The organism is Microbacterium sp., assembly GCF_017305435.1.
In the GTDB taxonomy this organism is placed as follows: domain Bacteria; phylum Actinomycetota; class Actinomycetes; order Actinomycetales; family Microbacteriaceae; genus Microbacterium.
In genome coordinates this window covers 299236-311491 of record NZ_JAFKIP010000006.1, presented here as the reverse complement: position 1 = coordinate 311491, position 12256 = coordinate 299236, and the positions used below count along the sequence as shown (strand labels likewise).

At 70.6% G+C, this 12256-nt stretch carries 12 protein-coding genes; 9 read left to right on the top strand and 3 right to left on the bottom strand.

From position 1 onward, the window contains the following. Positions 1 to 2 precede the first annotated feature (2 nt). Together J0I43_RS12180 and J0I43_RS12175 are read right to left on the bottom strand one after the other, a co-directional pair. Positions 3 to 977, bottom strand: coding sequence for a DNA-3-methyladenine glycosylase 2 family protein (locus J0I43_RS12180; RefSeq protein ID WP_292864073.1), 975 nt, complete (start codon positions 975 to 977; stop codon positions 3 to 5). A 61-nt stretch (positions 978 to 1038) separates the two neighbouring features. Beyond that, positions 1039 to 1776: a winged helix-turn-helix domain-containing protein gene (locus J0I43_RS12175; protein WP_292864070.1), complete on the bottom strand. Its 738-nt coding sequence runs from the start codon at positions 1774 to 1776 to the stop codon at positions 1039 to 1041. Between the two features lie 458 nt (positions 1777 to 2234). On the opposite strand from J0I43_RS12175, the gene J0I43_RS12170 reads away from it, so the two are divergent. Both J0I43_RS12170 and J0I43_RS12165 read left to right on the top strand, forming a co-directional pair. Continuing rightward, entirely contained in the window at positions 2235 to 2534 is a 300-nt protein-coding gene (locus tag J0I43_RS12170) for a GNAT family N-acetyltransferase (RefSeq protein ID WP_292864067.1), read from the top strand. Between the two features lie 105 nt (positions 2535 to 2639). Further along, positions 2640 to 2855 carry a hypothetical protein gene (locus tag J0I43_RS12165; protein WP_292864064.1) on the top strand — a complete coding sequence of 72 codons (216 nt, stop codon included), beginning with the start codon at positions 2640 to 2642 and terminating at the stop codon, positions 2853 to 2855. 9 nt (positions 2856 to 2864) lie between these two features. Here the strand turns inward: J0I43_RS12165 and J0I43_RS12160 are convergent, their stop codons facing one another. Next, the gene (locus J0I43_RS12160) at positions 2865 to 3764 is read right to left on the bottom strand and encodes an alpha/beta fold hydrolase (RefSeq protein WP_292864061.1); all 900 of its coding nucleotides are present in this window, start codon (positions 3762 to 3764) and stop codon (positions 2865 to 2867) included. A gap of 86 nt (positions 3765 to 3850) precedes the next feature. Here J0I43_RS12160 and J0I43_RS12155 point away from each other — a divergent pair, with 86 nt between their 5' ends. From J0I43_RS12155 to J0I43_RS12125, 7 genes are all read left to right on the top strand, one after another. Further along, entirely contained in the window at positions 3851 to 4870 is a 1020-nt protein-coding gene (locus tag J0I43_RS12155) for a LacI family DNA-binding transcriptional regulator (RefSeq protein WP_292864058.1), read from the top strand. A gap of 187 nt (positions 4871 to 5057) precedes the next feature. After that, complete coding sequence (locus J0I43_RS12150) at positions 5058 to 6071, top strand: ABC transporter substrate-binding protein (RefSeq protein ID WP_292864054.1); 1014 nt, start codon at positions 5058 to 5060, stop codon at positions 6069 to 6071. A 120-nt stretch (positions 6072 to 6191) separates the two neighbouring features. After that, the gene (locus J0I43_RS12145) at positions 6192 to 7775 is read left to right on the top strand and encodes a sugar ABC transporter ATP-binding protein (RefSeq protein ID WP_292864051.1); all 1584 of its coding nucleotides are present in this window, start codon (positions 6192 to 6194) and stop codon (positions 7773 to 7775) included. Beyond that, a complete protein-coding gene (locus tag J0I43_RS12140; RefSeq protein ID WP_292864049.1) occupies positions 7772 to 8872 on the top strand; it encodes an ABC transporter permease in 1101 nt (366 codons plus the stop codon). Before J0I43_RS12145 ends, J0I43_RS12140 begins: the two co-directional genes overlap by 4 nt. Beyond that, on the top strand, positions 8869 to 9939 hold the full coding sequence (locus J0I43_RS12135) for a sugar ABC transporter permease (RefSeq protein ID WP_292864046.1): 1071 nt from the start codon (positions 8869 to 8871) through the stop codon (positions 9937 to 9939). Before J0I43_RS12140 ends, J0I43_RS12135 begins: the two co-directional genes overlap by 4 nt. Beyond that, entirely contained in the window at positions 9936 to 10655 is a 720-nt protein-coding gene (locus J0I43_RS12130; RefSeq protein ID WP_292864043.1) for an L-ribulose-5-phosphate 4-epimerase, read from the top strand. The genes J0I43_RS12135 and J0I43_RS12130 overlap by 4 nt, the downstream gene beginning before the upstream one ends. Further along, complete coding sequence (locus J0I43_RS12125) at positions 10652 to 12256, top strand: xylulokinase (protein WP_292864040.1); 1605 nt, start codon at positions 10652 to 10654, stop codon at positions 12254 to 12256. The genes J0I43_RS12130 and J0I43_RS12125 overlap by 4 nt, the downstream gene beginning before the upstream one ends.

Below are 12256 nucleotides of genomic sequence, written 5' to 3'. Positions count from 1 at the left end.
AGTCAGCGAGCGCGGTGATCCTCGGGCGCCAGACGCGGACCCCGCCGGGGCTCCAGAACCCCGCTCAGCGCGAGGAGGCGCAGGACCCGCTGTCGGTGGCCACGCCACGGTTCGAGGAGCGCGACCATGCCGTCGTCGTCGACCCGCGTGCCGATGAGCGCGTAGCCGACCTGATGGGCGAGGTGGTAGTCGCCCACGCTCACGGCATCCGGGTCGCCGAAGGCGCGGATGCGCGCCTCCGCGCTCGTCCAGACGCCGACGCCCGGCAGACTCGTGAAGACGGCGTCGCGTTCGGCGCCCGTGGATGCCGCCCCCGCTGCCTGTTCGATCGACGCGCGGCGCGCGGCGGCCGCCACGATCGTGCGCGACTGCGGCGGCTCGAGCCCCGCGCGATGCCAGGTCCAGCTGGGGACGAGGTGCCAGTCGGCGGGCGGTGCGAACATCGGGCGCGGGGTCGGGCCGGGCGCGCGCTCGCCGCACCAGGTCAGGATCATGCGCCACGCGCCGAACGCCTGCAGGCCCGTGACCTTCTGCTCGAAGACGGCACTCGCGAGGGCATCGAAGACGAGGTCGGTGCGACCGAGGCGCAGGTCGGCGTGGCGCCGGTGCACTTCGGCGACGAGCGCGTGACGGTGCGGGTCGAACCCGATCGGATCGTCGTCGGCGCCGCACAGACGAGGTAGCTGATCGAGCGCCCACTCGGCGCCCGGCCCCCATGCCGCAGCGCGCACGCGCGCGCGCTCGACGCGGATCGCGAGGGTCGCGACGCCCGCGGGGGTACGGCTCGCGCGCCAGATGACGCCCGCGGTGCTCGTCTGGGCGGGGTCGTGCGTCCCGCGTTGCTGCAGCGCGATCGCGCGGTGCGCGTCGATCGGAGTGCGGGGACGGTACTCCGTCTCGATCGGGCGTTCGGGTGCCGGGCGAGGGTCACGAGCGGGCGCGGCGGCAGGCCTCGGCATCCTCACCCGCGTCGTCATGCCGTCACTGTACGTCACTCACCGGACACCGACGCACCCGCGGCGTCGTCCTCGCGCGTCGTCAGAATCGGTCGGGAGAGGGCGTGCCGTGGCCGAAGCGGATCACGACGTCCGCGTGCCGGTCGAACCGGTAGCCGATGCCGCGCACGGTGCGCACGATGTCCTCGTAGCGGCCGAGCTTGGCGCGCAGGCGACGCACGTGCACGTCGATCGTGCGCTCACCGGGAGCCTCGCCGTCGTCGGCGTGGCTCCACAGCGAGGAGACGAGCTCGGTGCGCTCGATCGTGCGGCCCTCGCGCAGGACGAGGTACTGCAGCAGCTCGAACTCCTTGAAGGTGAGCGCGGCGCCCTCGCCGTCGATGTGCACGCGGCGGCGCGAGATGTCGATCGTGACGCCCCCGGGCACGTGGTCCTGGTCGGGCTCCTCGGTCTTCGTGCGGGCGACGGCGCTCGGCTCGTGCAGAGCGAGGCGCACGACATCGACGTCGCGGCCACCGGCGGAGGCGGGGGCGAGCGCGACGGTCGCGTAGCTCTCCGCCTGCGGAGCGAGCTCGGCGAGGGTCTGACGGAGCGCCGTGACGATCGTCGAGAGCGAGACGCCGTCGGCGGCGGCCTTCAGCTCATCGAGCCCGACGTACAGGGCGAAGCCGCGCGGGGCGGTGCCCACCGGGATCGCGCCGGTCGTGGGAGCGGAGGCGGGGACGGATGCCGGGGCCGCATCGACGGCGTGCAGGTGACGCGGCGTCGTGGCGGGAGCGAGGGGAGCGGCGGGCGAGTCGAGAAGGGCGGTGGTCGACATGAGGAGAAGTCCTTCGGGGCGGAACCCGGGCGGTGCGCCGTGCGCGTGTCCGTCGGATTCGGGTGTGTGCTGCGAGAGCGGCCCCTTTGTCACCGACGTCAGGCGACGATGAAGGGGGAGGGGCCGGTGTGCGAGGCATCCGTCAGCCGCGTTGTGGGCGGAGACATCCGGTGACTCGGGGGTCTGCCGTCTCGTCGTTCAGAAGACGAGGGCGGACCCGGCGGGGATGACCGTCAGAGACACATTCGGCAACACATGGCAACGCGCGGCATCATGATGCCGGCAGATCCGTTCGCCTCCCGGGCGGACAGAGTGCGTGCGTTGTCAGTCATGAGCCTGATTATGACGAACGGTTGCGGACTGTGTCAAACCGCACGTCGCGCGCCCGGGTTTCGTGACGGAATGTGACAGAGTGCACAATCGGCGCCGGGAGCGGCTCGGCGGCGTAGCGTGGAGACATGACGGGCTTTCGGTTTTCCGACGAGAAGGACGCCTCGCGCTTCACCCTGCACCGCGGCGATGACCTCGTGAGCGTCCTCGATTACCGCGATGACGGGCGGACGCTCGCTCTGACTCGGGCCTATACGGTGCCCGCGTTCCGCGGACGCGGCTACGCAGCGGACGTGGTCGAGCGCGCCGTCGCCGACATCGAGCAGCGTGCGGACCGCACCGTCCGGCCGGTCTGCTGGTACGTCGCGGACTGGTTCGACGCGCACCCCGACCACGCGGGGCTCCTCGAACAGCGCTCCGTCGGCTGAGCGCTGCCAGCCGGTACCCCGCTCATCCCCGGTCGTCAAGCCCCTGCCGATCCGGCGGGCGCCGGGCGACGATGGCGTCATCGAGGCATGAGCGAGGGGGACCCCATGGCCGAAGACACGCAGGACGAGCCGGTGCTCGAGCAGAACACCGCGTCCGAGCAGGAGCGACTCGACGGCCTCGTCGCGCAGATGCGCGCCGATGTGCAGGGGGAGGATGCCGCGACCGTCGAGCAGGCGCTCCGGCACCGCCTCACCGACATCGGGATGACGCTCGACGAGTCCGAGATCGCGCAGCTCGTGGCCGACCTCACCGCGCCCTGATCTTCTCGCCTACCGCGCGCCGTCGTCCGCGGCGTCGTGTAGCGCGCGCAGCCAGCGGCGGATCTCTGCGCCCGCCGGCTCTGCGTCACGGATGAGGGTCTCGTGGTGGTGTCCTTCGACGACGAACGACGACGCATCGGGGATCGCGGCGACGACCTCGTCGAACCACTCCTGTGGCACGACGACGTCGAGCTCACCGCGGATCACGAGCGTCGGCACGTCGATCGCGGGGTAGGAGCGCTCGGGGCGATGGACGAGCATCGCGCGCATCTTGCGGCGCAGATTCGGGCCGGCGCGCAGGTACTCCCGCGTACCGAGGAGCAGCACCTTCGCGCTCTCACCCAGAAGGTCTCGGCCGAGGCGGAAGAGCTGTGTGAGTGCGCGGCGGTGGTGCCGGTCGACGGTGGGGGCGACGAGCACGAGGTGCGAGACGGCGCCGGGATGCCGCACGGCGACCTCCGTGACGACCTGCGTCCCCATCGAGTGCCCGAGGAGGATCACCGGCCCTCGACCGAGATGACGCAGGTAGGCGGCGACGAGGTCCGCCATGCGCTCGATCGTGGGGGTGCGCGCCGGCTCCGGGGCATCGCCGTAGCCGGGCAGATCGACCGCGACGACGAGCGCATCGTCCTCGGCGCGCAGCGACAGGTCGGCGAAGACCTTGCGACCCATCCCGATCCCGTGGACGAGGACGAGGGTGCGGGATGCCGCGGCATCCCCCCGCCGTTCCGCGATGAGGCTCGCGCCATCGTGGGTGAACGTCTCGATCTCGCCGTCGTCTGTGGGCACGCCGGTGGCCTCGTCGATCGCCCGATCGACCGCCTCGACCGCGGCATCCACGGCCTCGTCGACCTTCTCCTGCGCGGCACGCGTCGCGGCCTCGACCGCCGAGTCGTCGTCCTTCCCCATCGTTCGAGCGTAGCCGCGACGCACGGCGCTCCCGTTGCTGCGCCTGTGGATCGCCTACGATGACCGCAGCGAGGAAGAGGGGACGAATGTCCGAAGACGCGCACCGGGGCTGGCAGAAGCCCAGCATCTACGACGTGGCGCGGGCCGCCGGAGTGTCGCACATGACGGTGTCGCGCGTGCTCAACGGACACCCGAACATCCGCGAGTCGACGCGAGCGCGGGTCGTCAAGGCGATCGACGAGATGCAGTACACCCGCAGCTCGATCGCCCGCGCGCTCGCGACGAGCCGGACGATGCGCATCGGCGTCCTCGTCGACAGTCCCGTGCAGTGGGGCCCCAACAGCACGCTGCGGGCGATCGAGAGCGCCGCCCGCGCGCAGCAGTACTCGGTGAGCGCCTTCGCCACCTCGGACGAGGACGCCGAGACCATCTCGGCCGGGATCGCCGACCTCGTCGCGCAGGGGATCGATGCCCTGTGCGTCATCGCCCCCCGATCGTCGGCGCTGGAGCTGTTCCGCGAGCACAGCTCGAACATGCCGACCCTCGTGATCAAGTCCGAGCCCGACGCACACCTGCACACCGCCGGCGTCGATCAATACGCCGGCGCGCGGATGGCGGTCGCGCACCTCGTCGAGCAGGGGCATCGGGAGATCGCGCACGTCGCCGGCCCCCTGGACTGGTATGACGCCCGCGCCCGCTGGCAGGGGTGGCGCGACGAGCTGCGCGACCGCGGCCTGTCCGAGGGGCGGGTCGCGCAGGGCGACTGGACCTCGGACTCCGGGTACCGGATCGGCACATCGAGGGAGCTCGGCGGATCGACCGCCGTGTTCGCGGGGAACGACCAGATGGCGCTGGGTCTCATCCACGGATTCGTCGATCGAGGGATGCGCGTGCCGGGGGATGTGAGCGTCGCCGGTTTCGACGACCTTCCCGACGCGCGGCACTTCCTGCCTCCGCTCACGACGGTGCGTCAGGATTTCACCGCGCTGGGCTCCCTCGCGCTGCGTCTGCTCATCGCCGCGATCGACGGCGACGACACCGCGATACACGAACTCATCGCCCCCGAGCTCGTCGTCCGCGCCTCGACTGCGCCTCCTGCGAGCTGATCTTCGGCCGGACGTGTTCGCGGTAACAGAACCGTAACGAATATGCCGAAACGACTTGCGCTGACGGGTTGTTAGCGCGCACAATCTTCTTCGAAGGCACCCGATGCCTCCATGCACCCGCACTGTCCCGCGCCCGTCGGCGCAGCCTACGCCCCGCGCTCGCGGGGCTTCTCAAGGAGGAGAAAGAATGCACATCACCAAGCGCGGATTCCGCGGACTGCTCACGCTCGCAGCGACCGGAGCCCTGGTCGCCGGCCTCAGCGCCTGCTCCGGCGGTGCGGACGCCGGCAGCACGGGCGACGCCGCCGGTGGCGACGACGTCGTCACGGTCGGCTTCGTCGCGGTCGGCCCCGAGGGCGGCTGGCGCAACGCGAACGAGCAGGCGATCAAGGACGCCTTCACGAAGGATGCCGGCTTCGACCTCAAGTACGCCCCCGCCGCGAGCCCGAGCGACCAGAAGTCGCAGCTCGATGCCTTCTCGACCTTCGTCAACGACGAGGTGGATGTCATCCTCCTCACCGCGACCGAGGCATCCGGCTGGGAGGACGAGCTGAAGAAGGCCAAGGAGGCGGAGATCCCCGTCATCCTGCTCGACCGCGGCGTCGACGCTCCGAGCGACCTCTACGTCACCCGGATCGCGCCCGACAACACGCAGGTCGCGAAGTCCGTCGGCGAGTGGGCGGTCACCGCCTTCCCGCAGGGCGCGAACTACTTCGTGCTCGAGGGCGTTCCCGGTCTGTCGGTCGTCAACGAGCGCAACGAGGGCTTCGACTCGGCGATCGCCGGCAAGTCGGGCTGGAACAAGGTCGGCGCGCAGACCGCCAACTGGAAGACCGATGAGGGCAAGTCCGTCATCGAGACGGTCCTCAAGGCCAACAACAACGACATCCAGTTCATCTTCGCTCAGAACGACGAGATGGGCATCGGCGCGGCGCAGGCCGTCACGGCGGCGGGCCTCAAGCCCGGCACCGACGTCAAGATCGCCACGATCGACGGCACGAAGGGTGCGCTCGAGGCGCTCGCGAAGGGCGACCTGAGCTTCGTCGCGCAGTACAACCCGTTCTTCGGCACCGACGCGGTGGATGCCGTGAAGAAGGCCCTCGCGGGTGAGAGCGTCGACTCGACCATCATCGTCAAGAGCGCGACGTTCGACTCGCCCGAGGCGGGCCAGAAGGCGCTCGACGAGGGTCTCGGCTTCTAAGCCGGCCCCGCGCCCCGCACAAATACCGGGGTGGGGATCGCCGTCCCCGCGGCGGTCCCCACCCCACCACCCTCCACCACTCCCAGCGGTGACACGCATACTCAATGAGGAAGTCTCAACGTGGTGACTGAACCCCTCCCGATCGTCGAGGTCCGCGGCGCGTCCATCACCTTCCCGGGTGTCAAGGCGCTCGACGACGTGGACTTCCGTCTCCTGCCCGGCGAGGTGCACACCCTCATGGGTGAGAACGGCGCCGGCAAGTCGACGCTCATCAAGGCGCTGACGGGTGTCTACCAGATCGACTCCGGGTCGATCCTCGTCTTCGGTGAGGAGCGCCGCTTCTCCGGGACCGCCTCGGCGCAGGCCGCCGGCATCTCCACCGTGTATCAAGAGGTCAACCTCTGCACGAACCTCTCGATCGGTGAGAACGTCATGCTCGGCCACGAGGTGCGCTCCCTCTTCGGCATCGACTGGCGCAAGACTCACGCGCGGGCACACGAGGCGCTGATCGAGATGGGACTCGGCCACCTCGACCCGAAGGCGCCGCTGTCCTCGATCTCGATCGCGCTCCAGCAGCTCGTCGCGATCAGCCGCGCGATGGTGACGCGCTCGAAGGTCCTCATCCTCGACGAGCCGACGTCGAGCCTCGACACCGCCGAGGTCGACATGCTCTTCCGCGTCATCCGGCGCCTGCGCGACCAGGGCGTCGCCATCCTCTTCGTCTCGCACTTCCTCGACCAGGTCTACGCGATCAGCGACCGGATCACGGTGCTGCGCAACGGACGGTTCGTCGGCGAGTACCTGACGCGCGACCTCGACCGCACTGCGCTCATCTCGAAGATGATCGGCAAGGACCTCGGCGCGCTGCGAGCGCTCGGCTCCAACCGCCAGGTCGACGAGCGCGACCGCTCCGCCACCCCGGTGTACGCGGCGACGGGCCTGGCCCGCAGCGGCGCGCTCGCGGCGACCGACATCGACATCCACCGCGGCGAGGTCGTCGGCTTCGCGGGTCTCCTCGGATCCGGCCGCACGGAGCTCGCCCGTCTCATCGTGGGTGCCGACAAGGCGGATGCCGGTGACGTGCGCGTGAACGGCTCGCCCGCGAGCATCTCGACGCCGGTGTCCGGGCTCGCCCACCGCATCGCCTACTCGACCGAGAACCGTCGCGAGGACGGCATCGTCGGCGACCTCAGCATCCGCGAGAACATCATGCTGGCCGTACAGGCGCAGCGCGGCTGGCTGCGCCGTGTGCCGGCGCGCGAGGTCGATCGCCTCGTCACGACGTACATGGAGCGCTTCAGTGTGCGCCCCAACGACCCCGACCGGCCCATCCGCCTGCTCTCCGGAGGCAACCAGCAGAAGGTCCTGCTCGGGCGGTGGCTCGCGACCGAGCCCGAGCTGCTGCTCCTCGACGAGCCCACGCGCGGTATCGACGTCGGCGCCAAGGCCGACATCCAGGAGACCGTCGCGGAGCTCGCCGAAGGCGGGATGAGCGTCGTGTTCATCTCCTCCGAGCTCGAGGAGGTCGTGCGCCTCTCCGAGCGCATCGTGATCATGAAGGACCACCAGAAGGTCGGCGAGGTCGTGAACGGCCCCGATGTGACGGCCGAGCGGATCGTCTCGATCATCGCCGCCGACTCGGAGGAGGCGGCCGAGGCCCGCGCCGACCGACTCGCCGAGACCGTCGAAGGAGAATCGGCATGAACCGCGTGAGAGCGCTCGTTCGCACCCCCTGGTTCTGGGGCATCGTGGGCATCGCCCTGTTGCTCGCACTGAACACCCTGAAGGACCCCGGCTACCTCGCGATCGGGATCAACCCGACGACGGGCCAGGTCGCAGGCAACGTGCTCGACATCCTGCGCGTATCCGCGCCCATCGTCATGATCGCGCTCGGCATGACCTTCGTCATCGCCACGAGCGGCATCGACCTCTCGGTCGGTTCGGTCATGGCGGTCGGCGGGGCGATCGCGATGGTGACGCTGAGCAGCCTCGACCAGCCGGCATCCGTCGGAGCCATGTTCGCCGCCATCGGGCTGGCCGTCCTCCTCGGCGCCGTGCTCGGAGCGGTCAACGGCTTCCTCGTCGCCGTCGTCGGCCTCCAGCCGTTCATCAGCACGCTCGTGATGATGCTCGCTGGGCGCGGCATCGCACGCGTCATCACCGGAGGCCAGAACACGAACGCCGAGAACGCGCCGTTCCGCGCCCTCGCCAACGGGCAGTTCCTCGGGCTCCCGCTGAGCTTCGTCCTCGCGATCGCGATCGTCGTGATCGTGTCGCTCGTCATGCGGCGCACAGCCCTCGGGCTCATGATCGAGTCGATCGGCATCAACCCGCACGCGAGCCGGCTCGCCGGCATCCGTCCGCGCCCCATCCTCATCGCCGTCTACGTGCTCTCCGCCGCGCTCGCGGCCGTCGGCGGGCTCTTCACGGTCTCCGAGGTCATGACCGTCGACGTGTCGGGCACCGGTTACCAGATGGAGCTCGACGCGATCCTCGCGGTCGTCATCGGCGGCACGTCCCTCGCCGGCGGCAAGTTCTCCATCGTCGGCTCGACGGTCGGCGCGCTCCTGATCGCGACCCTGAACAAGACCGTCCTCTTCCTCGGAGTGTCCGCCGCCGCGACCCCCGCGTTCAAAGCGATCGTGATCGTCGCCCTCGTGCTGCTGCAGTCCGAGCGGGTCCGTTCGCTCGTCCTGCGCCGCCGCGTCGGACCGCGCACCCCCGACGCCGGTCCGCCGACGGCGCAGCCCGGAGCCGCAGCGGAGCCCGAAACCACGCAGTCGAAGGAGGCCGTCGCATGAGCGGCGCACCCACCACACGGGAACGCTCCGCCGGAGGCGCAGGAGCAGCCGCGGCGTCCACGCCGGGTCGCGGCGCCGCCTGGGCGCGCGTCTGGGGACGCAGCCAGTCGCTCATCCCGACCCTCGCGGCCGTCGTCCTGTTCGTCGGCATGCTCGTCTACGCCGAGATCGCCTATGGCCGCGTCTTCCACCTGGGCACGATGTCGAGCCTGCTCGTCAGCTTCGCGCCGACGATCATCCTCGCCGTCGCCATGACCGTCGTCATCCTCTCCGGCGGCATCGACCTGTCGGTCGGCGCCGTGGTCGCCTTCACGTCCGTCGCCGGGGTCATGCTCATGGACATCGGGGTCAACGGCTGGGTCGCGATCGTCCTGATGGTCGTGTTCGGAGCCCTGTTCGGACTCGTTTCGGGCGTCCTCGTCCAGTACTTCAACGTGCAGCCGTTCATCGCGACGCTCGCGATGATGTTCCTCGCCCGCGGGCTCGCCTCGATCCTGTCGACGGTGCCGGTGCACGCCCCCGACGACGCGCCGATCCACCTGCTGGCGACCGACTTCAAGCTGATCGACGGGCCGAAGGTGAACGACCTCGTCCTCACTCCCGGCTTCTTCATCGCGGTGATCGTCGTCATCGCAGCGGTGTTCTTCCTGCACCGCACCCGCACCGGCCGTACGATCTACGCGATCGGCGGGGCGGAGTCGTCGGCTCAGCTCATGGGCCTCCGTGTCGCCCGCACGCGTGTGTGGATCTACGTCATCAGCGGCGCGCTCGCCGGTGTCGCCGCGGTCGTCTACACCGCCGAGGTCGGCGGCAAGGCGCAGAACGTGACGGGCATCGGCTGGGAGCTCGATGCGATCGCCGCCGTCGTCATCGGCGGCACGCTGCTCACCGGAGGAGTGGGGTACGTGCTCGGCTCCGTCGTCGGCTCGCTCGTCCTGGCGGCGCTGTGGATGATCATCACGAAGGACGGCTCGATCAAGCCGGAGTACCTGACGATCATCACCGGCGGCATCCTGCTGGTGTTCGTGCTCCTGCAGCGCGCTCTCACGAAGCGGAGAGCACGATGACCGCGGCCGGCGTCACGGCGGGCGCCGAACTGCAGGCGCGCATCGACGCGGTGCGCGCGGACGTCGCGGCCCTGCACGGCGAGCTCGTGCGCTACGGGCTGGTCGTCTGGACGGGCGGCAACGTGTCGGGGCGCGTGCCCGGCAGCGACCTCTTCGTGATCAAGCCGTCCGGCGTCTCCTACGACGACCTCGCGCCGGACAACATGATCCTCTGCGACCTCGACGGCGCGGTCGTCCCGGGCACGCCGGGCAGCGACCGTTCGCCGTCGTCGGACACGGCGGCGCACGCCTATGTGTACCGGAACATGCCCGAGGTGGGCGGGGTCGTGCACACGCACTCCGACTACGCCGTCGCGTGGGCGGCGCGCGGTGAGGAGATCCCGTGCGTGATCACGGCGATGGCGGACGAGTTCGGCGGCCCGATCCCGGTGGGCCCGTTCGCGATCATCGGTGACGACTCGATCGGTCGCGGCATCGTCGACACGCTCCGTGGCCACCGCTCGCGTGCGGTGCTCATGCAGAACCACGGACCGTTCACGATCGGCGCGACCGCGAAGGACGCCGTGAAGGCCGCCGTCATGTGCGAGGACGTCGCGCGTACGGTCCACCTCGCCCGACAGGCGGGGGAGCTGATCCCCCTTCCGCAGGACGCGATCGACGCCCTCTACTCGCGCTATCAGAACGTGTACGGCCAGAGCACGGACGACCGCCGATGAGCGGAGCGGAAGCGATCCGGTCAGGGCGGACGGCCCTCGGCATCGAGTTCGGATCGACGCGCATCAAGGCGTGCCTCGTCGACGCCGACGACCCTGCTCAGGTCCTCGCGGTCGGGTCGCACGAGTGGGAGAACCGGCTCGAAGACGGCGTCTGGACCTACGCGCTGGATGCCGTGTGGTCGGGCCTGCAGTCTGCGTACGCGGCCCTCGCCCGCGACGTCCAGGTCCGGCATGACGTTGCTCTTCAGACGGTCGGATCGATCGGCGTCTCGGCGATGATGCACGGCTACCTCGCCTTCGACGCGGCCGGCGAGCTCCTCGTGCCGTTCCGGACCTGGCGCAACACCAGCACGGGCCCGGCCGCCGAAGAGCTCTCCGAGTTCTTCGGCGTCAACATCCCGCTCCGCTGGTCGATCGCCCACCTGCGCCAGGCCGTCCTCGACCACGAGCCGCACGTCGCGCGCCTCGCCTCCGTCACGACGCTCGCCGGCTACGTGCACGAGCGTCTCACCAGCCGGCGGGTGCTGGGTGTCGGGGATGCGTCGGGGATGTTCCCGATCGCCGCCGAAGGGGTCGACTACGACGAACGGCTCATCGCGCTCTTCGACGGTCTCGCACCCGGGGAGCTCCCCCCGCTGCGCTCCCTCCTGCCGGCGTCGCTGCCCGCGGGTGCCGACGCGGGGTCGCTGACCGCGGCAGGCGCCGCGCTCCTCGATCCGTCGGGCTCCCTCGGCCCCGGCATCCCGTTCTGTCCGCCCGAAGGCGACGCGGGCACCGGCATGGTCGCCACCCACGCGGTCGCGCCGCGCACCGGCAATGTGAGCGCCGGAACGAGCATCTTCGCGATGGTCGTGCTCGATCGCCCGCTCACCGCGCGGCACCACGAGCTCGATCTCGTCGCAACCCCCGCGGGCGACGCCGTCGCGATGGTGCACTGCAACAACGGTGCGAGCGAGCTGGCGGCGTGGGCGGGGCTGTTCCGGCGCTTCGCCGCGGCCTCGGGCGCCCCCGCCGACTCCGACGCCGTCTTCGACGTCCTCCTGCGCGAAGCCCTCGACGGGGCCTCCGATGCGGGTGGTGTCCTCGCCTACAACCATCTCGCCGGCGAACCCGTCGTCGGGCTCACCGCCGGCAGGCCGCTCGTCGTGCGCACACCGGATGCCGAGTTCACGCTCGGCAACCTCATGCGCGCGCACCTGTACGGGATGTTCGGGACCCTCGCGCTCGGCATGCGCGTCCTCGCGCGCGAGGGCGTGGACATCGACCGCCTGTTCGCGCACGGCGGGGTGTTCCGCACGGCCGGCGTCGCGCAGCGGTTCCTCGCCGCGGCGCTCGATGCGCCGGTCGCGGTGGGCGACACGGCGTCGGAGGGCGGGGCGTGGGGGATCGCCGTGCTCGCGGCCTACCGCCGCGCCGTCGCCCGCAGTGCGCAGCCGACCGCCGACGCGACTCTTGCCGACTACCTCTCTCAGGTCGTCTTCGCGGATGCCGTGGCATCCGTCGCCGACCCCGACCCCGCGGATGTCGCGGGGTTCTCCGCCTACCTCGACCGTTATCGCGCGGGGCTTGCCGTCGAGGCATCCGCCGTCGCCCATCTGTAG